Origin of the sequence: Isoptericola sp. NPDC060257 (assembly GCF_042726645.1) — a bacterium.
Classification (GTDB): Bacteria; Actinomycetota; Actinomycetes; order Actinomycetales; family Cellulomonadaceae; genus Isoptericola; species Isoptericola nanjingensis.
Genome location: NZ_JBHXAW010000038.1, coordinates 1 through 22418, shown reverse-complemented (window position 1 = coordinate 22418; position 22418 = coordinate 1). Strand labels below are relative to the sequence as shown.

The following is a 22418-nucleotide window of genomic DNA, read 5'->3' as shown; positions in this document are numbered from 1 at the left end:
GACGCGTTCACGGGCGCCAGGGCGCCCTCCACTGCGGGAGGAAGACGTCCCCGCGAAGAACCTCTCGACCGGCGCGACCCTTGTCGGCTCACGGTTGTCGGCCCACGGTTGTCGGCCCACGGTCGTCGGCGAGCGACGGCCGGCAGGCGCGGTGTCACGACCGTCCTGGGCGCGACAGGAGCGCGAGGTCCACCGGGTCGACGATCGTCTCGAGCTCGTCGCGCACCCACCAGTCGCCCGTCCGGCGTCGCTCGTCGGGCGTCGTGTAGCGGTAGCGGAACAGGCGCATTCGTACCCAGCGCGGCGGTGCGCCGTCGAACGGGTCGTGCCGCAGCAGGCGGAGCGTCGCCGGGTCCGCCTCGAGCAGCCGCAGGCACAGCCGCGGCAGCCACGGCACGGGTGCGCCGAGCGGGACGAACCACAGCACCCAGTCGATCCGCAGGTGGTACGGGGCGACCTGGGGCGGGCGCCGGTGCACGTTGCCGGGCTTGCCGCGGAAGCCGTACTCGCGCCAGTCGTCGGGGCCGGGCCGCTCGGCGAGCGTGCCCTCGACGATCACCTCGTCGCGACGACGCGTCACGCTGCCGAACGCCCCGTACGCGTTCACGAGCCGCAGCGGATCGAAGCTCGCGTTCATCCTCTGGTGCGACGAGAGGAGGTTGAGCGCCGGGCGCACGGACAGCACCGCGAGGAGCACGACGACCAGGGTCGCCGCGACGAGGTAGCCGGTCGGCACCGGGGGTGCCGGGCCGGCGGCCGGGGCGAGGCCGCCGAGCAGGGTGCGCCACACGTCGTCGGACACCATGGCCGCGCCGAGCACGATCGCCGCCCAGTTCAGCCAGGCGAAGTTGCCGGTGAGCACCAGCCAGCCCTGGGTCAGGACGACGACGCCGCCCGCGACGCTCGGCCACGGCTGCGGGAGCCACAGCAGCCACGGCACGAGCAGCTGGGTGACGTGGTTGCCGACCACCTCCGTGCGGTGCCACCAGCGCGGCAGATGGTGCGCGTGCCAGCTGAACGGGCCGGGCATCGGCTGGGACTCGTGGTGGTAGTCCATGGCGGTGAGGTCGCGCCAGGCGGGGTCGCCGCGCCACTTGATGAGGCCCGCGCCCAGCTCGAGGCGGAACAGCAGCCAGCGGGCGGCGAGCACGAGCAGGAACGGGACGGGCACGGCGGGGGAGCCGAACCAGGCGGCCAGGAACGCGAGCTCGCACAGCAGCGTCTCCCAGCCGAACGCGTAGAAGCGCTGGCCGACCGAGACGAGCGAGAGATAGCCCGCCCACAGCGCGAGCAGGACGACGGTCGTGACCCACCACGGCCCGGTCTGCGGCAGCCCCACGACCAGGGCGGCGCCCCCTGAGGTCCCGAGCACCCCCACCACGACCAGCAGGCGGTCGGAGTAGTGCAGGTGGAACAGCGACGGCGCGTCACGGAACCGCACCCGCGCCGTGAACCGCCGCACCGGCAGCAGCCCGCGGTCGCCGAGCAGGGGGCGGAACTGGCCCAGGGCCTGGAGGAAGGCCAGGCACAGCAGCGCGCCGACGCCGCGCTGCAGCACCTCGCGGGCGACGTCGTAGTCGGCGGTGGCCCACCAGCCGCTGAGCTGGTCCACCTGCCATCCCCGCTGCTCAGGCACGCCTCCACGCTAGTCGCGGGCGGCGTCGCCCGCCTCGACCAGCCGCTGCACGAGGGCGTGCGCGGCCGGGGTCGGCGCGCCGACGGTGAGCGCGAGCACCTCGCGGGTGGCGCCGGGCAGGGGCTGCGCCACGACGTCCGGGTTCCGGTGCGCCCGCAGAGCGAGCGACGGCAGCAGGCTCACCCCCGCGCCGGACGCGACGAGCGCCTGCACGGCCACGTAGTCGTCGGTCTCGAACGCGATGCGGGGATCGAACCCGGCGGTGGCGCAGCGCGCGACCAGGTCGGCGCGGCACCGCTCGCACCCCGCGATCCAGGCGGCGTCGCGCAGGTCGGCCAACGGCGGCGGGACGTCGCCGGAGCCGCTCGACACGTCCGGTCCGTCGAGGGCGTCGGTCGCCCGCCGGACGAGGGCGATGGGCTCGGAGTGCACGACGGTCACCTCGAACCGCGACAGGTCCGTGTCCGGCCGGGCGGTCGGGGCGTCGGTGTGCCGGAAGACGAGGGCGACGTCGACGTCGCCGGCCTGGAGCGCGGCGATCGCCTCCGGGGGCTCGGCCTCGACCAGGCCGACCCCGAGCCCGGGGTGCGCGGCCCGCAGCCCGGCGACGGCGGCCGGCACCAGGGTCGCGAGCGCGGAGGGGAACGCGGCCAGCCGGGCGCGGCCGGCGCGGAGGCCGACCAGGGCGTCGAGCTCGCGCCGCGCGCCCTCGACGCGGCCGAGGATCTCCTCCGCACGCGCGGCGAGGAGGCGGCCCGCCTCGGTGAGGCGGACGCCGCGGCCCGCGCGCTGCAGCAGGGCGATCCCCGCCTCGGCCTCGAGCCGCGCCAGATGGTGGCTCACCGACGGCTGGGCGTAGTGCAGCTCGCGCGCCGCCGCGGTCACCGACCCGGTGCGCGCGACGGCGGCCAGGACGCGCAGACGCGTGAGGTCGAGGTGGGGCGAGGGAGCGGGTTCGACGGACACGGCGCCAGCCTACGACCAATCATCGGCCGTATCGATGACGGGAAGTCATAACAGGCATTGGACCTATCGGTCGGCGCGGGGCGATCCTGCTGTGATGACGACGACGACGACCCCGCAGCCTGCCCCCGAGGTGCCCGCGCCGCCGACGATGCGCGACGTGCTGGCCGCCGCCCGGCGGATCGAGGGGCTCGTCGTCCGCACGCCCGCCCTGGCCCACCCGGAGCTCGACCGCGCCGCCGCGGAGGCCGGCGCCGCCGGCGCGAGCCTCGTCGTCAAGCACGAGAACCTGCAGCACACGGGAGCGTTCAAGGTGCGCGGGGCGCTGAACCTCCTGCTCGGGTTCGACGACGACGAGCGCCGGCGCGGCATCGTCGCCTACTCCACGGGGAACCACGCCCAGGCGCTGGCCCACGCCGCCCGCCGCACCGGCACGGGCTGCACGATCGTCATGCCCGAGCGCCCGAACCCCCTGAAGGAGCGGGCCGTGCGCGACCTCGGCGCCGACGTCGTGCTGCACGGGGCGACGTTCGACGACGCCCGGGCCCGCGCCGGCGAGGTGGCCGCCGCCACCGGGGCACGCCTCGTGGGCGCGGCGAACGAGCCGGTCCTCGTCGCCGGCGTGGCCACCGCGACGCTCGAGCTCCTGGAGCAGGCGCCGGACCTCGAGGTGCTCGTCGTCCCCGTCGGCGGGGGCTCGGGCGCAGCGGCCGCCTGTCTCGTCGCGAGCGCGCTCGCCCCGGGGCCGCGGGTGGTCGCCGTGCAGGCCGCGGCGTCGCCGGCCGCCCACGACTCCTGGCGCGCGGGCGAGCTGCGCACCGCCGCCAACGCCACCCGCGCCGAGGGGCTCGCCGTCGGGTGCGGGTTCGCCCTCACCCAGGCCGTGCTCCGCGAGCGGCTGGCGGACTTCCTGCTCGTGGACGACGACGCCATCGCCGCCGCGCAGCGCCACTACCTCACCGGCGCGCGGACCGTCGCCGAGGGGGCCGGCGCCGCGGCCCTCGCCGCCGTCCTCAGCCACCCCGCCGCGTTCGCCGGGCGACGCGTCGGCGTCGTCTGCTCCGGAGGCAACGCCAGCGAGACCGAGCTCCGCCGCGCCCTGGCGGCCTGACCCGACGGCCGCGTCGCGACCGCTCACCGGGTGGGATGGCACGGCCCGGGGATACGCTGCCCGGCATGGCCCGCTACTTCGACGTCCACCCCGTCGACCCGCAGCCCCGGGCGATCGGCCAGGTCGTCGCGCTGCTGAACGACGGGGGCCTCATCGCCTACCCGACCGACTCCGGGTACGCCCTCGGCTGCCGCGTCGGCCAGCACGACGGCACGGAGCGGATCCGCCAGATCCGGCACCTGGACGCCGGCCACCACTTCACCCTCGTGTGCGCGGACTTCGCCCAGCTCGGCCAGCTCGTGCGCCTCGACAACAGCGCCTTCCGCGCCATCAAGGCGGCCACCCCGGGGCCCTACACCTTCATCCTGCCGGCCACGCCGGAGGTCCCGCGGCGCCTCGCGCACCCCAAGAAGAAGACCATCGGCGTGCGCATCCCCGACTCCCGGGTGGTGCAGGCGCTGCTGCGCGAGCTCGGGGAGCCGCTCCTGTCGTCGACCCTCATCCTGCCGGGGGCCGAGCAGCCCCTCACCGACGGCTGGCAGGTGAAGGAGGAGCTCGACCACGTGGTCGACGCCGTCGTCGACGCGGGCGAGGTCCTGGCGGAGCCCACGACCGTCGTCGACTGGTCCGAGGGATACCCCGACGTCGTCCGCGTCGGGGCCGGCGACCCGTCCCGATTCGAGTAAGGGTCCGAGCACCGACCCGGGCAGGCGTCCCGAGCGGCCGGACGTACCCCGCAGGCCTCCCCGGGCACGGTTAGGGTGCTGCCCATGAGCGACCGCGGACTTGCCCTGGCCCGATCCAAGATGCAGGCGGAGGGCGTCGCCCCCGCCGCGATCGAGACCTTCACCCGCTTCTACCACCTGCTGGAGTCGGGGGAGACCGGGCTCGTGCGCGAGGCCGACGTCGACCCTCTCACCGACCTGCCGCGGCACGCCGACCTCGCGGTCTCGGACGCCGACGCCCAGGCCGCCCTCGCGCAGACGGCGATCATCAAGCTCAACGGCGGGCTCGGCACGTCCATGGGCATGGACAAGGCGAAGTCGTTGCTCACCGTGCGCGACGACGCACGGGGCGAGGAGGGCGGGGCACTCTCCTTCCTCGACGTCATCGTCCGCCAGGTGCGCGCCGCCCGGGAGGCGACGGGCGCCCGCCTGCCGCTCGTGCTGATGAACTCGTTCCGCACGCGCGACGACACCCTCGCCGCGCTCGCGCCCTACGACGACCTCGCCGTCGACGGCCTCCCGCTGGACTTCCTCCAGAACCGCGAGCCCAAGCTGCGCGCCGACACCCTCGAGCCCGTCGAGTGGCCCGCCGACCCCACCCTCGAGTGGTGCCCGCCCGGGCACGGCGACCTCTACCCGGCCCTGCACGCGTCCGGCGTCGTGCGCGCGCTCCTGGACGCGGGCTTCCGCTACGCCAGCGTCTCCAACTCCGACAACCTCGGCGCGGCCCCCGACGGCGCGATCGCCGCATGGTTCGCGGCGTCCGGGGCTCCGTACGCGGCCGAGATGTGCCTCAAGTCGCCCGCCGACGTCAAGGGCGGCCAGCTCGTCGTGCGCAAGAGCGACGGCCGCATCGTGCAGCGCGAGACGGCGCAGACGCACCCCGACGACGTCGACGTCTCGCTCGACCCGACGGTGCACCGCTACTTCCACACGAACAACCTGTGGTTCGACCTCGAGGCGCTCGCGGCCGAGCTCGACCGCACCGGCGGCGTGCTCGAGCTCCCGCTGATCCGGAACGAGAAGACCGTGGACCCGACGGACGCGTCCTCGCCCGCCGTCGTCCAGATCGAGTCCGCGATGGGCGCGGCCGTGGCCGTCTTCGAGGGCGCGACGGCGATCGAGGTGGGGCGCGAGCGGTTCCTGCCGGTGAAGACGACGAGCGACCTGCTGCTCATGCGCTCGGACGTCTACGAGCTCACCGACGACTACCGGCTGGTCGCCCAGGTCGACGCGCCGCTGGTGAAGCTCTCGACGACCTACAAGCAGATCGCGGGCTTCGACGCGCGGTTCGCCCAGGGTGCGCCGTCGCTGCGGGCGGCGTCGTCGCTCACGGTCGAGGGCGACTGGACCTTCGGAGCCCGCGTGCGCGCCGAGGGCGACGCGGTGCTCACCGACGCCGGCGAGCCCGCCACCGTGCCCGACGGCGCGACCGTCACCGCGGACGGCGTCACCCCCTGAGCGCCCGCCCCCGGCCGGCGGGTCAGGCGGGGAGGTCGACGACGCGGTCGGCGCCGGGGACGGGTGTGAGCGTGCCGGCGGACGCCGCGGCCAGGTCGTCGCGCAGGCGGGGGAGCTCGGCCGGCGGCACGAGCAGCGCCAGGCGGGCGACGGCGGCGTACGTCGGCTCCTCGAGGACGGCGCCGTGGGTCTGGGCCCAGTCGCGCAGCAGGTGGTCGACGCGGCCGGCGTCGGCGTGCGGGACGTCGACCGTGACCTCGGTGAGCACCTCGCGCCGGCGCAGCAGCCCGCCGGCCGCGGCCACGTCCAGGGCCTCGGCGACGGCGCCGGAGTAGGCGCGCACCAGGCCGCCGGCGCCGAGCAGGACGCCGCCGAAGTAGCGCGTCACGACCGCCACGACGTCGGTGACCTCCCGGCGGCGCAGCACCTCCAGCATGGGCACGCCCGCGGTGCCGGAGGGCTCGCCGTCGTCCGAGGAGCGCTGCTGGTCGGCGTGCGTGCCGACGACCAGCGCCACGCAGTGGTGGCGGGCGTCCCAGTGCTCCTTGCGCAGGCGGGCGACGACGGCGTCCGCCGCCTCGACCGACGGCGCCGGGGACAGGTGCGCCAGGAAGCGCGACCTCTTCACCACGAGCTCGTGGTCGACGGGGGCCGCGAGCGTGCCGGGGAGCCCGCCCCGGGGCGTCGCGGGGGCGGGGCTGTCGGGTCGGCTCACCGCACGAGGCTACGACGCCCGCCGACACGCCGGGCCTCCTCCCGAGAAAAAGTGTGCCAAGCGCCAGGATAGGCCCATGACGCGGAGCACGGGGGAGCCCCCCGCCCCAGAGGCTGACGGCGCCGACGCCGCACCGGTCGCCCGGTACCCACGACCGACGGTCACGCTGGACGAGGCGGAGTGGGTGTGGCGCGAGCTGTCCGTGGAGGCGCTGCGCCCGGGCGGGAAGCCGGAGGTCGTGCGCCTCGCCGTGATCGCCGGGCTGACGCGGGCGACCGGGGCGCGCTACGGCGACCTGCTCCGCGTGCGGGCGGAGGACCTCGACCTGGGTCCGGAACCGGACGCCGCCGCGCGCCGCGGGCGGGTCGGGGGCACGCGGGACCCGGGGGAGGGGAGGGTGCTGCTGCGGCACGGCAAGCACCGGACCCTCCGGCAGCACCGCCTGCCGGCGGAGGTGGTGCTGCTGCTGCGGCACTGGATGGTGGTGCGCGAGGAGCTGGCCGCCGAGCTGGAGGGCTCCGTGCCGCGCGCGCTGCTGCTCACGGTGCACCACACGCACGACCACGGCACGACGATCTCCAGCGGGCTGCCGATCACGCGGCAGGGGCTGGTCCTGTCCTGGCGGCGCTTCGTCCACCGCACCAACGCGCGCTACGGGGCGGTACGGGCGCCCTTGCCCACGCGGTTCGAGCAGGTGCGGCGGGCGTGGGTGGACGCGGGCGTGCCGGACCTCGGTCGGGACATGGCGCCGGCCTCGGGCGCACCCGCGTCCGAGGCCTCTTCAGAAAAATAGTGTGCCAAGCGTCCTCAAACACTAACTCCGGCCGCGAAACCCTGACGGCAACAGGGACGAACGGACCGGCCCCGCGACGTACGAGGCCGGCCCGTGGGCGCGAAGACGCGGCTGTGCGTCAGGCGGTGGCGATGCCCAGCAGCGGTGCGCCGGGGGAGTGCGACGGCAGCTCCTGGAAGCCGTACCGGTCGTAGAACGCGCGGGCGCGGGTGTTGCTCGGGTCCATGCCGAGGTGCACGCCGGGCACCCCGCGCGCGGCGAGCGCAGCGCGCAGCGTGTCCATGAGCGCGCGACCGAGCCCGCGGCCCTGGTTCTCGGGCAGCAGGTCGATGTGCAGGTGCGCGGGGTACCGGTCGAGCTCGCCGGGGCTGATGCCGCGCACCATGCGGCCGGGGTCCTTCCCGGCGTCGAGCAGGGCCGCCTCCGAGAACCCGGGCTCGCGCCCCGACGGCGGGGCGCCGGCCTCCGGGTGGCGCTCGGCGAACCCGGGGCCCCAGGCCCGCTCCCACCACGCCACGAAGTGGCGGGTGTCGGCGACGCCGATGACGTACCCGGTGAGGCGGCCGTCGTCGACACGCAGGACGTCGTCCGCGGGGTCCGCGGGGACGGCATCGCGCGCCGGCTCCTCGTCGGGGCGCACGACGACGAACGCGAGCTCCGGTGCGTACTCCAGGTACGGGAGCGCGAACACCTCGGGCATGAGGAGGTCGTCGGAGTAGTGGCCGCGGGCGTCGGAGCCGGCGGCGGCGGTGCGGACGCAGACCTCGGCGACGGCGGCCCGATCGGTGTCGCGGTAAGGGCGGATCACGGGGTCATCATGCCGCAGGGGTGTCGTCCACCGGAGCGGAGGACACCCCTGCGGGCGTGGGCACGACGGCGGGTGCTGCGCCTACTTCTTCTTCCGCGCGCTCGTGGTCTTGGCGGACGTCGTGCTGGCCGCGGCCGTCTTGGCCGGCGCCTTCGATGCGGTCTTCGGTGCGGCCTTCGCGCCCGCGCTGCGGGTCGACGTCGACCGGGCGCCGGCTGCCGCCTTCTCCGCGGCGCCCGTCTCCGTGGTGGCACCCGCGGTCGAGAGGTCGCCGCCGGCGCTCTCCAGGTGGGCGCGGACGAACCAGTGGAACAGCTCGAGCTCGTGCAGGTGACCGATGAGGAGGTCGTTCGTCACGTCGTCGAGGGACTCGGTGTCCTTCGCCGCCTTCCGGTGCGCGGTGATCACGCCCTCGTAGACCTCGTCGAGCGCGCCCAGGTGCTCGATCGCGGACGCACGGCGGAGCGAGTAGTCGTCCCAGGCGCGGGCGGCGACGAGCGCGCCGGGGGTGCCGACGGGGGAGACGCCGAGCGTCGCGATGCGCTCCGCGACGGCGTCGGTCATGGCGCGCACGGCGTCCACCTGCGGGTCGAGCATCTCGTGCACCGCGATGAAGTGCGGACCCACCACGTTCCAGTGCACGTGCTTGAGGGTCAGGTGGAGGTCGGTCAGGGAGTTCAGCCGCTCCTGCAGGATGGCGGCCACCTCTGCGCCCTGCTGCGGCGTGAGCGAGGGCACCGTGTAGCGCGGGGTGTTGCGGTCAGCCATCGGGAGGTCTCCGTCCTCGTCGGGGTCGGCGCGGCCGGGAGGTCAGCGCGCCTCGCCATCGTCACGCCGGACGGCGATCCACGCGAGCGCGGCGAGGGCCACGACCCCGAGGGCCACGAGCCAGGACACCTGGCGCCCCGCCAGCGCCCACGCCGCGCCCCCGACGGCGAGAGAGGCCGCGACGACGACGCCGTCGCGCGCCAGGCCGTGCCGCAGCGCCGCGAGCTCCACGCGGTCCGTCGCGGCCACGTGCGACGCCCACCACCCCAGGCGCGTCACGAGGTACCCGAGCGGGGCGAGCCACAGCACGGCCGGGTCGAACGGCGCGGCGCCGGAGCCGAGCAGCTCGAGGGCCGCCGTCACGAGCGCGACGTGCGCGGGGGCCGGTCCCGGGCGGACCGCGGCCCAGACGGTGACGACGCCGGCGAGCAGGACGACCACCTCGGCGATCAGGTCCGTCCGCGCGCCCGCCGCGACCACGAGGGCGGCCACGGCGACGACGAACGCGACCCGGAGCACCACGCCGGGCAGCCGGCGCCCGAGCTCGACGCCGACCACGGGCAGCGGGCGCCCCGTCTCGTACCGCGACCGCCACCAGGCCCGGACCCGGGCGGGCAGGGAGCGCCTCATCGCGCCCCCACCGCGCCTCGCCGATGGCGTTCGTCGGCGCGGACCAGGGCCTCGAAGCGGAGGGCGGCGTCCTGGCGGGCGTCGCCGGCCCAGCGCACGACCGGCACGCCCTCGGCCGCCATGCGGCGCAGCCGGTCGTCCCGCTCGGCCCGGGTGACCCGCCAGGCGAGCCGCATGTGCTCCTCGTGCGCCCCCCGGACGTCGGGCAGCGTGTCGACCAGGACGACGGGGTGTCCGACGGCACGCCACGCCCGCACGAGCGCGAGCGGCTCGTCGTCGAGCACCGTGCTGAACAGGTACACGACGGCGTCCGCGGGGACCTGCGGCGCGCGCAGCCGCCGGGCGGGGGCACCGACCGGGCTGCTCAGCGCGAGCGCGTGCAGCACACGGCGCAGCTGGCGGCGGCCCGCGGCGGGCAGGAGAGGCCGACGGCGCCGGCCGAGGTCGTCCACCCCGACCCGGTCGCCGGCGGCGACGAGCGCGCCGGCCACGGACGCGGCGGCGTGCCGGGCGAGGTCGAGGGACGTCGGCTCGTCGACGCGCTGCGGGCCGGTGCCGCGCCAGGTGCGCAGGTCCGGCCCGACGTCGTCGCGCGAGTCGACGACGAGCACCGCGGTCGCCTCGGCCGTGGCGTAGGTGCGCCGGACGTACAGGGTCGACAGGTCGGGCGAGCGCCGCGCGGTGGTGTGCCAGTCGATGCGCCGCAGCCGGTCGCCGGGCGCGAAGGGGTGCACGTCGCGGAGCTCGTCGCCGTCACCGAGCCGCCGGGAGGTGTGCGGACCGGTGAGCCCTCGCAGACGGCGGGGCACGGGCACGCGCCCGAGCGGCATCGCCGTGGGGAGCACGAGCCGGTCGGGCGCGGTGACGGAGACGGGGTCCTCGGTCGTCGCCCCGCCGGCGCCGTAGCCGCGTGCGTCGACGTGGAAGGTGCGCTGCGGGCCGGTGCGCACGGTGCTCAGGGTGAGGGGCAGTTCGCGCGGGCCGGCGGCGACCACGACCCCGGCCGTGCGGTGCCCGGGCGCGGAGACCCGCGCGTGCACCAGCTCCGTCCCGGGTGCCGGGTCGAGGCGCAGGACGGCGGTGAGCTCCCCGGGGGCGGCGGCGGCCGAGGTCGGGTCGATCACCACACCGGTGCCCCGTCGCGGCGTGCCCGAGCGCCATGCCCCGGGTCGGCCGGCCCACAGCGCGCCGAGGAGGGGGGCCACGCCGAGCAGGGCGACGTCGGCCCGGCCCGCCAGCAGGCCCAGTCCGAGCACGAGCACCCCGGTGCCGAGCCCGGCGGCGGCCTGAGGGCTGCGTCGCCAGACGGCCGCGGCCGCGCTCGTGGTGGTGGGCCCGCTCATGCGCCCGTCACCCCCGCCGGCCCACCGTGGCAGGCCCGGGCACGGAGCCGAGGAGCTCCGAGACGACGTCCTGGGCGCGGACCGCAGACGCCCACGCGGTCGGCGTGAGGGTGAGGCGGTGCGCGAGCACCGGGACCGCGACCCGCTTGACGTCCTCGGGCAGCACGAAGTCGCGGCCGTCGAGGACGGCGACCGCGCGGGCCAGGAGCAGGAGGTTCTGCGAGCCGCGGGGCGAGGCGCCCACCTCGAGCGCCCCGTGGGTGCGCGTGGCGGCGGCGAGGTCGACGCAGTAGCCCGCGACGTCCGGGTCCACCTCGGTCGTCTCGACGCCGGCCTGCATGGCGAGGACGGTCGCGGCGTCGACGACGGGGCGCACGGGGGCCGCCTCCTGGCGCCGCGCGACGCGGCGCAGCAGCACGTCCCGCTCCTGGGCCCGGTCCGGGTAGCCGACCTCGAGCCGGACCATGAACCGGTCGAGCTGCGCCTCCGGGAGCGGGTAGGTGCCCTCGTACTCCACGGGGTTGGAGGTGGCCATGACGTGGAACGGGCGCGGCAGCGGTCGGCTGGCGCCGTCGACCGACACCTGCCGCTCCGCCATCGCCTCGAGCAGCGCGGACTGCGTCTTCGGCGGCGTGCGGTTGATCTCGTCCGCGAGGAAGAGCCCGGTGAACACGGGGCCGGGGCGGAAGACGAACTCGCGGCTCGCGGGGTCGAACACCGACGAGCCGGTGATGTCGCTGGGCAGCAGGTCGGGGGTGCACTGGAGGCGCGCGAAGTCGAGGCCGAGGGCGGTGGCCAGCGAGCGTGCGGCGAGCGTCTTCCCGAGCCCGGGCACGTCCTCGAAGAGCACGTGCCCGCCCGCGAGCACGGTGGCCAGGGCGAGTTCGAGGGTGTCGCGCATGCCGACGACGGCCGTGCCGACCTCGTCCAGGACGCGGTGGCCCTGGGCCGCGACCTCGGCGACGGGGAGGGGGTGCGCCGGAGTCCTCGGTTCGGGGGCGTCGGGCGGGTCGACGGTCATCTCGGGGGCCTTCCTGCGGGGTGGTCGGGGGACGGGGAGGGTGACTGAGCGGTGGCGCGTGCGGTGGCGGGTGCGGTGGTCGGCACCGCGTCGATCGCGTCGAGCCAGCGGTGCACCTCGACCCTGCTCACGGGGCGGCGGGCGACCAGCCCGTCGACGACGTCGGTGCCGAGGAGCCGCGCGGCCGCCTCGGGGCCGCCGGGCGCGGCGAGGTCGACGCCCCGCTCGGCGAGCCGTGCCGCCGCGAGGTCCCGGACCCGGCGCAGCACGCGGTCGCCCACGGCGCCGCTGCGGGTGAACGTGGCCCAGCCCAGCTCGCTGACGTCGTTGCGCGCGCCCTCGCGGCGGTCCTGGAGGACGTCCGGCCACGGGGCCTCGTCGCCGTCGTCGAGGCGTCGCCACAGCGCGACGGCCGTCGCGGCCACGACGACGAGCAGCGTGGCGTGCAGCGGGTCGAGCACGCCCGTGAGGACGAGCGCCGCGCAGGCCGCGAGCGCCGGGAGGCCGACGGTGAGGAGGGCGCGCAGGGGCGTGGGACGCGGGGGTCGGGCGGGGGTCATGCGTCCGGGGCGGGGTCGAGGGCGCGGGCGATGCGGGACAGGGCGGAGCGGGCGGCGTGGACGTCGTCGGGGTGCACGGGGCGGTCGGTGAACCGGGCGTGCTGGTAGAGGCGGCGGAGGGTGTCCACGTCGGGGGCGGGGACGGCGCGGCCGTCCTGGCGGCGGGCGGTGAGGAGCCGTGCGGTGAACTCGGTGGCGGTCTGTGCGGGGTCGCGCCGGGTGCCGTGGCGGGCGGCGGCGTCCTCCAGGGCGACCCAGGCGGCGACGACGGCGTCGTGCGGGGTGGCGGCGTCGTCGATGCGGGCGAGGGCGGTCACCACGGCGTCCTGGAGCTCGGGCAGGGGGAGGTCGGCCACGGTGGCGGTGGTGGCGTGGCCGGGTGCGAGGCCGTCGGCGTCGTCGTCCTCGGGGGTGGCGAGGGCGCGGACGACGCGGCGGGCGAGGAACCACAGGAGGACGGCGACGAGGAGGGCCCCGGCGACGGAGAGGGCGACGACGATCCAGGTGATGACGTCGTAGGAGGGCGGGGGCTGGTCGCCGGGGACGATCTCGCCGGGCATCTGGGGCTGGACGGGGTCGGAGGCCGCGGGCTGGGGGAGGGCGACGTCGGGGAGCCGGAAGCGCCAGGGGGTGGCGGTGGCGGCGCCGAGCACGACGAGGAGGGCGAGCGCGGCCCCGGCGAGGGGCGCGAGGGCGCGGCGTGCCGCGTGCCGGGTCCGCGTCGGTGGGGCCATGCGCCGACGCTATCGGGTGGCGGGGTCCTCGTGGGTGAGGTGCTCGGCGTGCATGCCGGCGACGGCGGCGGCGACGAAGGCGGCGGGGTCGCCGTCGAGGGAGCGGCCCATGGTGGACAGGCGGGCGGGGGAGCCGCGCAGGGCGTCGAGGAGGGCGGTGTCGGCGGGGACGTCGACGAGGCGGTGCCGGGGGGCGAGGGTGCCTGCCTGGTCGTGGACCTGGCGGGTGAGCTCGGTGCCCCAGGGGGCCAGGGACTCGAGGTCGCCGGTGGGGTCGGGGACGGGGACGTCGGCGGCCGCGAGCGCCACGCGCCCGTAGGCGGTGAGGCTGTGGTGGGAGACACCGCGGTGGCGGTCTCGGGGGTCGGCGCCGGAGACGCGCAGGGAGGCGACGGGGCGGCCGCCGAGGGTGGCGGCGGCGTTGACGGCCTCTCCGGCGGCGACGCCGGAGAAGCCCCACCGGGTGCCGGTGCCGAGGTTGCCGGGGCCCTGGGCGAGGACGACGAGGTCGGCGCCGGAGACGTGGCGGGCGGCGAGGAGGCCGGTGTGCGCGGTGACGGCCTCGAGGTCGCCTCCGAAGGCCTGCCCGACGGTGACGGTGGTGTGGAGCCACCCGGCGTCGCGGAGGGTGGCGACGGTGCGGGAGAACGCGGCGGGCAGGGCGCCGCCGTCGGTCATGACGTAGGCGACTCGGGGGCGGGGCCGGCCGGCGAGGTCGGCGGCGTGGCGGGCGCCGGCGACGACGGCGGGCAGGGCGGAGTGCAGGTCGGCGACGACGACGGGGAGGCCGGCGAGGTCGTCGGCGTCGCGGAGGGTGTCGTGGTGGGCGGACTCCTGCTCGTCGACGCCGAGGACCATGGCCTGCAGGGGGGTGTAGCGGGCCTTGACGAGGTGGCCGGGGCCGGCGTGGGGGTCGGCGGGCAGGGCGGTGGAGTCCCCGGCGGGGCCGACGACGAGGGCGTACCCGCCGGTGCCGAGGCCGCGGGCGAGCGCGGAGACGTTGAGGAGCAGGCGGTCGCCGACGTCCGGGTCTCCGACGAGGGTCGTGTAGGCGAGGCCGCGGACCTCCCAGGGCGCGGTGGTGAGGTCGCGCGACGGCAGGGGGGCGTCGAGGCGGAGGGTGACCTCGCGGGCACCGGTCCAGGCGGCGCCGCGGGACGTGACGGTGCCGGTGCGCCAGGTGACGTGCCCGGTGGGCGCGTCGTCGCGGGGCGTGCGGGGCTGGGGCTGGTTCGGCGCTGTCGTCACCCACGAGAGGCTACCGGCGACTAAGTTGGTGCCGATGCCTGCGAACCCCGTGGAACCGGCCTCCGGCCCGCCCGTCGCCGCGCCGTCCGACCCTGCGCCGTCGTCGCGGGGCACCCCGCCGGCCGAGCGGCTGCTGAACCTCGTCATCGCGCTGGTGAACACGAGCGCGTCGATGACGAAGCAGCAGGTGCGCGCGGGGGTGGCGGGGTACGGCGACGCGCCGTCGACGGAGGCGTTCGAGCGGATGTTCGAGCGCGACAAGGACACGTTGCGGGCGCTCGGCATCCCGATCGTCACGGTGGACGCGGGCGGGCACAGCGATGAGGTCGGGTACCGCATCGACAACGACGCGTACGCGCTGGGTGCGGTGGACCTGACGCCGGCGGAGCTGGGCGTGGTGGCGCTGGCGGCGCAGCTGTGGTCGGACAAGACGCTGCGCACGGACATGTCGCGCGCGATGACGAAGCTGCGGGCGGCGGGCGCGGGGGAGGTCGCCGTGGACGCGGTGGCCGGGCTGGCACCGCGGGTGCGGGCGGCGGGCGACGCGTACGTGCCGCTGCTGGAGGCGGTCTCGGAGCGGCGGGACGTGTCGTTCCGGTACCGGGCCGCGAGCACGGGGCAGGAGCTGACGCGGCACGTGGAGCCGTGGCGGATCGCGGCGCGGGGCAGCGGCTGGTACCTGGTCGGATTCGACCGGGCGCGCGGCGCGGCGCGGGTGTTCCGGCTGTCGCGGATCTCGGGCAAGGTGCGCGTGGGTGCGCAGGCGGGCGCGTTCGACGTGCCCGACGCGGTGGACGTGGACGCCATGCTCGGGGAGCGGGTCGGGGCGCTGCAGCGGGCGCGGCTGGCCGTGGTGCCGGAGCGGGCGCAGGCGCTGCGGGCGCGGGCGGTGCCCGCGACCGACGGCGGCGACCCTGCCAAACATGACGACGGTGGGAACGGCGGCGACGGCGTGCGGCGCGCCGGCCGCCGCGACGGGCGGGACCTGCTGGAGGTGGAGTTCCGCAGCCTGTCGGCGTTCGCGGACGAGGTGGCGGGGTACGGGCCTGCGGTCGTGGTGCTGGAGCCGCCGCAGCTGCGCGCGGACGTGCTGCGCCGCCTGGAGGCGGCCGCGGGGCTCGACGCCGCGGGCGTCGCGGGCTCGGCCGGCGAGGACACGGGCACCGGTACGGACACGGCGGGGGAGGCGACGGATGGCTGAGCGGGCGGACGACCGGCTGGTGCGGCTGCTGGGGCTGGTGGCGTTCCTCGACGGCGCGGGGCCGGTGCGGGTGGAGGAGCTCGCGGACCGGTTCGGCGTGACGCCACGCCAGGTGCGCGAGGACGTGGACGCCCTGTGGGTGTCCGGCACCCCCGGGTACATGCCGGACGACCTCATCGACTTCGACGCGTTCTCGCTGGAGGACGGCGTCGTGACCCTGACGCAGGCGCGCGGCATGACCCGCCCGCTGCGGCTCGGCACCCGGGAGGCGGTGGCGCTCGTCGCCGCGCTGCGCGCGATGCACGCCTCGCCCGCGGTGCAGGCGGACCGGCGGCGGGCCGCCGTCGTCGCCTCCGCCCTGGACAAGCTGACCGCCGCGACCGGCGAGGCCGCGGGCGCCGTGGACGTCCAGCTCGAGGGCGACGGGGACCCGCAGGTCGTCGCGGCCGTCACGACCGCGCTCGCCGACGGTCGCCGCCTGCACCTGCGCTACGTCAACGCCGCCGACGTCACCACCGAGCGCGACGTCGACCCGCTGCGCCTGCTCACCCAGGACGGCGCCATGTACCTCGTGGGCTGGTGCCTGCGGGTGGACGGGCGCCGCACGTTCCGGGTGGACCGCATCCTCGACGCCCGCGTGCTGGAGGAGCCGGTCGCCGAGCGCGACGTCGCCGTCGCGGGCGACCTGGGCGCCGACGTGTGGGCGTCCGTCGCGCACCGGGGCGCCCCGGCCGCGACGCTGCGGCTCGCGTCCGCGGCCCGCTGGGTCGCGGAGGAGGTGCCCGCGGAGTCGGTGCGCGACCTGCCCGACGGCACGGTCGAGGTGCGGCTGCGGGTCACGAACCCCGCATGGCTGCGGCGCCTGCTGCTCGCCAACGCACCCGACGTCGTCGCCGTCGACCCGCCCGACGTGGCGCACGACGTCGCGCAGTCCGCCCGGGCCGCGCTCGCCGCGTACGCCGCCACCACCGCGGACGGGCCCGCCGGCAGCGTGACCGGCACCGCCGAGACCAGCTCCGACGAGACCGTAGGCTGACCGGCATGTGGGGCTGGATCTGGGCGGGGCTCGTCGTCGCGACCCTCGTGGGCGCGTTCTTCCTCGGACGCCACCTGTGGCGCACCGGCGTACGCGCCCTGCGCGAGGCGTCCCGCGCCGGGGAGGTGCTCGGGTCCGCCGCCGACCGCATCTCCGCCGCCGTCGCCGAGGCGGAGGCGCACCGCGTCGACACGTCGCCCACGCTCTTCGACGACCCGGTCGTGCTGCGCGAGCGCGTGGCCGAGCGCCGCCGCCTCACGACCGAGCGGGCCGCGGCACGCCGCGAGCGCCGGGCCGCGACGTGGCGGCGGTGGCAGGACGAGAGCTGGCTCGCCGCCCGCACCGCCGACAAGGCGGCGCACGCCGACCTGAGGTCCCGCACCCGGGCGCGGAGGCGCTAGCCTCCCCACCACCGGCTGCGCCGCCCGGTGCAGCACCCGCAGCACCACCCGGGAGGGAACGATGACGTTCTTCGCACCGCAGACCTGGGACGGCGCCGCTTACGTCGGCGGCTGGACCCCGCTGACCGGCACCCGGCCGGTCGTCTCCCCGGCCACGGGGGCCACGCTCGCCACGGTCGCGGACGCGTCCCCGGCGGACCTCGACCGGGCGGTCGGGACGGCCCGCGCGGCCCAGGCCGACTGGGCGGGGCGACCCGCCGAGGAGCGGGCCGCCGTGCTGCGGCGGGCGGCCGCGCTGACGGAGACGCACCGGGACGTGCTGGAACGGTGGCTCGCGGACGAGGCGGGCTCCGCCCACGGCAAGGCGGCGTTCGAGGTGGGCCTCGTCGTGGACGAGCTGCACCAGGCCGCGGCGACCGCGCTCGTGCCGTACGGGCAGCTGCTGCGCTCCGGCCGCCCGCGGCTGTCGCTGGCGCGGCGGCGCCCGGTGGGCGTCGTCGGGGTGATCTCGCCGTTCAACTTCCCGGCCATCCTGTCCGTGCGGTCGGTGGCGCCCGCGCTCGCCCTGGGGAACGCGGTGGTGCTCAAGCCGGACCCGCGCACCGCCGTGAGCGGCGGGCTCGTCCTGGCGGCCGTGCTGGAGGAGGCGGGCCTGCCGGCCGGGGTGCTCGCCGTGCTGCCGGGCGGGTCGGACGTCGGCGCGGCGCTCGTGGAGCATCCCGACGTGCCGCTGCTGTCCTTCACGGGGTCGACGGCGGCGGGCCGGTCGATCGGCGCGACCGCCGGGCGGCTGCTCAAGCGGGCGCACCTGGAGCTCGGCGGGAACAACGCGATGGTGGTGCTGCCCGACGTGGACGTCGCGGCCGCGGCCTCCGCGGGCGCGTGGGGCTCCTTCCTGCACCAGGGCCAGATCTGCATGACCACGGGGCGCCACCTGGTGCACGCCGACGTGCACGACGAGTACGTCGAGGGGCTGGCGGCGTCGGCCCGCGCCCTGGTGGCGGGCGACCCGGCGTCGGGCGCCCCGCTCGGGCCGCTCATCGACGACCACCAGCGCGACCGCGTGCACGGCCTCGTCACCGCCACGACCGACGCGGGCGCCCGGCTCGAGGCCGGCGGCACGTACACCGACCGCTACTACGCGCCCACGGTGCTGTCCGGGGTGCGGCCGGAGCACCCGGCGTTCGCGCAGGAGGTGTTCGGGCCGGTGGCGCCCGTGCTGGCGTTCGACGACGTGGACGAGGCCGTGGAGCTGGTGCGCGGCAGCGAGTACGGGCTGTCGGTCGCGGTGCTGACCGGCGACGCGTTCGCCGGCTACGAGCTGGCGGACCGCCTGCCCGCCGGGATCGTGCACGTCAACGACCAGACGGTCGACGACGAGGCGCAGGCGCCGTTCGGCGGGGTCGGCGTCTCGGGCACCGGCGCCCGGTTCGGTGGCCACGACGCCAACGTGGAGGCCTTCACCGAGACGCAGTGGGTGACGGTGCAGCCCCGGGTGCAGGGCTACCCGTTCTGACCGGATCCGCCGGCCGGAGCGCCGTTCGGGCCGTGTCGTCACCCGAACGTCACCTTCGCGACCCCGGGGACCCACTAGGGTTGACCCCGACACACCCCCGCTCACGGGCGGACGAGAACGAGGAGCCATTCTCATGGGCATGCTCAAGCCCTGGCACATCATCGTGCTGGTGGTCGTGATCCTGCTGCTGTTCGGGGCGCGCAGGCTCCCTGACCTGGCGCGCAGCGTCGGCCAGTCGCTGAAGATCTTCAAGAAGGAGGTCAAGGACCTCACGGACGACGGCAAGCTCAACGACTCGAACGAGCCGCCGGCCGACACCACGTCGCCGTCCACCGGCACCGCCCCCTCGACGGCATCGACGCCGACGTCGACCACGTCGTCGACCGCGACGAGCACGGGCGACGGCGAGCAGATCCCGGGTCTCATCGACCCGAAGCAGCCGCGGGCGTAGTCGGTGCCCGGAGACACCCGGGACCCTGAGGGGCGCATGCCCCTGCGCGAGCACCTGCTGGAGCTGCGCAAGCGGCTCTTCCTCGCCGCGTGCGGCCTCGTCGTGGGTGCGGCCGCCGGATGGGTCCTGTACGAACCGCTGCTCGCCGCGCTCCAGGCGCCCCTGAAGGTCGCCGCGCTCGAGCAGGGCAAGACGATCGCGCTCAACTTCACGGGCATGGCGTCGGCGCTCGACATGAAGATCAAGGTCTCGCTCTTCCTCGGCGTCATCGTGACGTGCCCGTGGTGGCTCTACCAGCTGTGGGCCTTCGTGACCCCGGGCCTGACCAGGCGGGAGAAGGGGTACGCCTACGGGTTCCTCGGCGCCGCGGTGCCGCTCTTCCTCGGCGGCGCCGCGCTCGCATGGTGGGTGCTCCCGCACGCCGTGGACATCCTCGCGGGGTTCGTCCCCGACGGGGCGGTGAACTTCACCGACGCGCAGGGGTACCTCAGCTTCGTCATGCGCCTCGTGCTGGCGTTCGGCATCGCGTTCGTGTCGCCCGTGTTCCTCGTCGGCCTGAACATGGCCGGCGTGCTGCGGCACGAGACGCTCGCCAAGGGCTGGCGGTGGGCGGTGCTCGTCGCGTTCGTGTTCGCGGCCGTGATGACGCCGACGCCCGACGCGCTGACGATGATCTTCGTGGCCCTGCCGATCTGCGTGCTGTACTTCGGCGCCCTCGGGCTGTGCGTGCTGCACGACCGGCGGGTCGACAAGCGCAGGGTCGCCCCCACTGTCTGAGCGGGACCCGTCGCGGCGAGGTCCGGCCGGGGCGAGCCGCCCGCTGCGCCTCGGCGTGGTCGTGAACCCCACCGCGGGCAAGGGGCGGGCCGCGCACGCCGGCGAGGGCGTGCTCGCCGGGCTGCGCCGGGCCGGGCACGACGTCGTCGACCTGTCGGGCCCGCACGCGGACGCCGCGCTCGCGCGGGCGCGCGCCGCCGTGGACGGGTCCGGGGGCCCCGGGGTCGCGCCCGGCAGGCCCGTCGACGCGCTCGTCGTCGTGGGGGGCGACGGGATGGTGCACCTCGGGGCGCAGGCCGTCGCGGGGACCGACGTCCCGCTCGGGATCGTGCCCGTGGGCACGGGCAACGACTTCGCGGCCACGCTCGGGCTGCCCGTGCGCGACCCCGCGGCGGCGGGCACCGCGCTGTGCCGGGCGCTGAACGCCGGCCCCGCCGGACGTCGCCCCGTCGACGCGGCGCTCGTCACCGGCCCGGGCCTCGCCCCGGGCGCGGGCACCGGTCCCCGCTGGGTGGCCGGCGCCGTCTCGGCCGGGCTCGACGCCGCGGTGAACGCGCGCGCCAACCTGCTGCGGCGCCCGCGCGGCAGCGCCCGGTACACCGTGGCCGCGGCGCTCGAGCTGGTGCGCTACCGGCCCTGGTCGTACCGGCTCACCTTCGACGGCGCCGTCGACCCGGTGACGACCGGTGCGGCGACGGGCGACGCCGGTACCGGGCTGCGGCTGCGGCCCGGCCCGGCCGGCACCGCGACATGGACGGGCCGGGCGGCGCTCGTCACCGCCGCCAACGGCCCGCAGATCGGCGGCGGCATCCGCGTCGCCCCGTCGGCGTCCCTCGACGACGGGCTGCTGGACGTGCTGGTCGCCACCGACCTGTCGAGGGCGGGCGCTCTCGCCGTCTTCCCGAGCATGTTCACCGGCGGCCACGTGCGCCGCCGCAAGGTGCACGTCGTGCGGGCGCGCGCCGTGACGATCGAGCCGGGGCCGGAGGCCTGGGTCGCGGGCGAGCGACCCCTGCCGGTCGCGCACGCGGACGGCGAGCGCCTCGGGGCCCTGCCGCTGCGCGTCGAGGTGCGGGCGCGCGCGCTGCAGGTCCTGGTCGAGCCGCGCTGACGCGTGTGCCCGGCTGCGTGGCGAGCTGCGTGGCGAGCTGTCAGGAACGGGCGTCGTCGGAGTGCGCCGAGCGCCGGATGACACCCGGCCCGGGACGCGGCCGGGGCCGCAGGACGAGGGGTCGGTTCCGGCGCCTAGGCTGACGGTATGACCGCCCACCCCCGCCCCGACGCCGGCCAGGACGTCCTCAGCCCGGCCGAGCGGTACGCCGCCTCCCGGTCCCGCAGCGCCCGCGACAAGGCCGACGCCGAGGGTGAGCTGCGGCTGTTCCGTCAGGTGGTCGGTTTCGAGCTCGACCCGTTCCAGGTGGACGCCTGCGTCGCGCTCGAGGAGGGCCGCGGCGTCCTGGTCGCCGCCCCCACGGGCGCGGGCAAGACGGTCGTGGGGGAGTTCGCCGTCCACCTCGCGCTCGCGCGCGGCGGCAAGGCCTTCTACACGACGCCGATCAAGGCGCTGAGCAACCAGAAGTACACCGACCTGGTCGCCCGGCACGGGGTCGCTAACGTCGGCCTGCTCACCGGGGACACGTCCATCAACGCGGGCGCGCCCGTGGTCGTCATGACCACCGAGGTGCTGCGCAACATGCTCTACGCGGGGTCGTCCGCCCTCGACGGGCTGGCGTACGTCGTCATGGACGAGGTGCACTACCTCGCCGACCGGTTCCGCGGCCCGGTGTGGGAGGAGGTCATCATCCACCTGCCCGACCACGTGCAGCTGGTGTCCCTGTCCGCGACGGTGTCGAACGCGGAGGAGTTCGGCGACTGGCTCGCCACCGTCCGCGGCGACACGGCCGTGGTGGTCAGCGAGCGCCGGCCCGTGCCGCTGTGGCAGCACGTGGTCGTCTCGGCGCCGGAGCCGCGCGGCGTGCCACGCCTCATGGACCTGTACGCGGGGCACGTCGACCCGACCGACCCGGGCACGAACCCGCCGATCAACCCGGACCTGCAGGCGATGTTCCGCGTCTCGGCGCGAGCGGAGTCCTCGCACGGCCGGCACGGGAACCGGGGGCGGGGAGACCGCGGGTACCGGGGTCGCGGCGGCAACCGGCCGGGCGCCGGCGGGCCGGTGGCGCACCGCCGGACGCCGCCACGGTTCGCCGTCGTGGACTCCCTCGACGCGGACGCGCTGCTGCCCGCGATCTACTTCATCTTCTCCCGCGCCGGGTGCGACGGGGCGGTGCAGCAGTGCCTGCGCGCGGGCCTGCGGCTGACGAACGCGGAGGAGGAGGCGCAGATCCGGCGGGTGGTGGAGGAGCGCACCGCGACGATCCCCACCGAGGACCTCGACGTGCTCGGGTACTGGTCGTGGGCGGAGTCCCTGTCGCGCGGGATCGCCGCGCACCACGCGGGCATGCTGCCGGTGTTCAAGGAGACCGTGGAGGAGCTGTTCTCCCGCGGCCTCGTGAAGGT

Annotated in this window: 23 protein-coding genes; 12 read left to right on the top strand and 11 right to left on the bottom strand. The window is 76.6% G+C overall.

Translation table 11 applies throughout. From position 1 onward, the window contains the following. Positions 1-154: 154 nt before the first annotated feature. Both ACFWEK_RS05320 and ACFWEK_RS05315 read right to left on the bottom strand, forming a co-directional pair. Positions 155-1636, bottom strand: a complete 1482-nt coding sequence (locus tag ACFWEK_RS05320) for a lipase maturation factor family protein (protein WP_430553346.1) — start codon at positions 1634-1636, stop codon at positions 155-157. A gap of 9 nt (positions 1637-1645) precedes the next feature. Continuing rightward, a complete protein-coding gene (locus ACFWEK_RS05315; protein WP_430545548.1) occupies positions 1646-2602 on the bottom strand; it encodes a LysR family transcriptional regulator in 957 nt (318 codons plus the stop codon). Between the two features lie 94 nt (positions 2603-2696). On the opposite strand from ACFWEK_RS05315, the gene ACFWEK_RS05310 reads away from it, so the two are divergent. The 3 genes from ACFWEK_RS05310 (at position 2697) to ACFWEK_RS05300 (ending at position 5896) form a co-directional block, all read left to right on the top strand. After that, a complete protein-coding gene (locus ACFWEK_RS05310; protein WP_430553345.1) occupies positions 2697-3710 on the top strand; it encodes a threonine/serine dehydratase in 1014 nt (337 codons plus the stop codon). Positions 3711-3775: 65 nt separating this feature from the next. Continuing rightward, on the top strand, positions 3776-4396 hold the full coding sequence (locus ACFWEK_RS05305; RefSeq protein WP_430553344.1) for an L-threonylcarbamoyladenylate synthase: 621 nt from the start codon (positions 3776-3778) through the stop codon (positions 4394-4396). An 84-nt stretch (positions 4397-4480) separates the two neighbouring features. Then, entirely contained in the window at positions 4481-5896 is a 1416-nt protein-coding gene (locus ACFWEK_RS05300; protein WP_430553343.1) for a UTP--glucose-1-phosphate uridylyltransferase, read from the top strand. A gap of 22 nt (positions 5897-5918) precedes the next feature. On the opposite strand, the gene ACFWEK_RS05295 is transcribed toward ACFWEK_RS05300, so the two are convergent. Beyond that, complete coding sequence (locus tag ACFWEK_RS05295; protein ID WP_430553342.1) at positions 5919-6611, bottom strand: IMPACT family protein; 693 nt, start codon at positions 6609-6611, stop codon at positions 5919-5921. A gap of 76 nt (positions 6612-6687) precedes the next feature. Here ACFWEK_RS05295 and ACFWEK_RS05290 point away from each other — a divergent pair, with 76 nt between their 5' ends. After that, complete coding sequence (locus ACFWEK_RS05290) at positions 6688-7404, top strand: hypothetical protein (protein WP_430553341.1); 717 nt, start codon at positions 6688-6690, stop codon at positions 7402-7404. A 118-nt stretch (positions 7405-7522) separates the two neighbouring features. Here the strand turns inward: ACFWEK_RS05290 and ACFWEK_RS05285 are convergent, their stop codons facing one another. From ACFWEK_RS05285 to ACFWEK_RS05250, 8 genes are all read right to left on the bottom strand, one after another. Then, positions 7523-8212, bottom strand: a complete 690-nt coding sequence (locus tag ACFWEK_RS05285; protein ID WP_430553340.1) for a GNAT family N-acetyltransferase — start codon at positions 8210-8212, stop codon at positions 7523-7525. 81 nt (positions 8213-8293) lie between these two features. Continuing rightward, on the bottom strand, positions 8294-8980 hold the full coding sequence (locus ACFWEK_RS05280; protein ID WP_430545541.1) for a Dps family protein: 687 nt from the start codon (positions 8978-8980) through the stop codon (positions 8294-8296). Positions 8981-9022: 42 nt separating this feature from the next. Further along, positions 9023-9610 (bottom strand): hypothetical protein, encoded by a 588-nt coding sequence (locus ACFWEK_RS05275; protein WP_430545540.1) that lies wholly within the window; start codon positions 9608-9610, stop codon positions 9023-9025. Continuing rightward, positions 9607-10953, bottom strand: coding sequence for a DUF58 domain-containing protein (locus ACFWEK_RS05270; RefSeq protein ID WP_430553339.1), 1347 nt, complete (start codon positions 10951-10953; stop codon positions 9607-9609). Before ACFWEK_RS05270 ends, ACFWEK_RS05275 begins: the two co-directional genes overlap by 4 nt. A gap of 7 nt (positions 10954-10960) precedes the next feature. Then, on the bottom strand, positions 10961-11974 hold the full coding sequence (locus ACFWEK_RS05265) for an AAA family ATPase (RefSeq protein WP_430553338.1): 1014 nt from the start codon (positions 11972-11974) through the stop codon (positions 10961-10963). After that, positions 11971-12534 carry a hypothetical protein gene (locus tag ACFWEK_RS05260; RefSeq protein WP_430553337.1) on the bottom strand — a complete coding sequence of 188 codons (564 nt, stop codon included), beginning with the start codon at positions 12532-12534 and terminating at the stop codon, positions 11971-11973. The genes ACFWEK_RS05265 and ACFWEK_RS05260 overlap by 4 nt, the downstream gene beginning before the upstream one ends. After that, positions 12531-13268, bottom strand: coding sequence for a DUF4129 domain-containing protein (locus tag ACFWEK_RS05255; protein WP_430553336.1), 738 nt, complete (start codon positions 13266-13268; stop codon positions 12531-12533). The genes ACFWEK_RS05260 and ACFWEK_RS05255 overlap by 4 nt, the downstream gene beginning before the upstream one ends. A 9-nt stretch (positions 13269-13277) precedes the next feature. Then, on the bottom strand, positions 13278-14516 hold the full coding sequence (locus ACFWEK_RS05250; RefSeq protein WP_430553335.1) for a DUF3866 family protein: 1239 nt from the start codon (positions 14514-14516) through the stop codon (positions 13278-13280). Between the two features lie 34 nt (positions 14517-14550). Here ACFWEK_RS05250 and ACFWEK_RS05245 point away from each other — a divergent pair, with 34 nt between their 5' ends. From ACFWEK_RS05245 to ACFWEK_RS05210, 8 genes are all read left to right on the top strand, one after another. Then, on the top strand, positions 14551-15717 hold the full coding sequence (locus ACFWEK_RS05245) for a helix-turn-helix transcriptional regulator (protein ID WP_430553334.1): 1167 nt from the start codon (positions 14551-14553) through the stop codon (positions 15715-15717). After that, positions 15710-16753 (top strand): helix-turn-helix transcriptional regulator, encoded by a 1044-nt coding sequence (locus ACFWEK_RS05240; RefSeq protein ID WP_430553333.1) that lies wholly within the window; start codon positions 15710-15712, stop codon positions 16751-16753. Before ACFWEK_RS05245 ends, ACFWEK_RS05240 begins: the two co-directional genes overlap by 8 nt. Positions 16754-16758: 5 nt before the next feature. Next, positions 16759-17154: a hypothetical protein gene (locus tag ACFWEK_RS05235; protein WP_430553332.1), complete on the top strand. Its 396-nt coding sequence runs from the start codon at positions 16759-16761 to the stop codon at positions 17152-17154. Between the two features lie 61 nt (positions 17155-17215). Next, entirely contained in the window at positions 17216-18670 is a 1455-nt protein-coding gene (locus tag ACFWEK_RS05230) for an aldehyde dehydrogenase family protein (RefSeq protein WP_430553331.1), read from the top strand. Between the two features lie 139 nt (positions 18671-18809). Next, entirely contained in the window at positions 18810-19121 is a 312-nt protein-coding gene (tatA, locus tag ACFWEK_RS05225) for a Sec-independent protein translocase subunit TatA (protein ID WP_430553330.1), read from the top strand. 36 nt (positions 19122-19157) lie between these two features. Then, positions 19158-19898: a twin-arginine translocase subunit TatC gene (tatC, locus tag ACFWEK_RS05220; RefSeq protein ID WP_430545530.1), complete on the top strand. Its 741-nt coding sequence runs from the start codon at positions 19158-19160 to the stop codon at positions 19896-19898. 61 nt (positions 19899-19959) lie between these two features. Continuing rightward, positions 19960-21009, top strand: a complete 1050-nt coding sequence (locus tag ACFWEK_RS05215; RefSeq protein ID WP_430553329.1) for a diacylglycerol/lipid kinase family protein — start codon at positions 19960-19962, stop codon at positions 21007-21009. A gap of 147 nt (positions 21010-21156) precedes the next feature. Beyond that, positions 21157-22418, top strand: a 1262-nt coding sequence (locus ACFWEK_RS05210) for a DEAD/DEAH box helicase (protein ID WP_430553328.1), incomplete at its 3' end; no start/stop codon positions are given.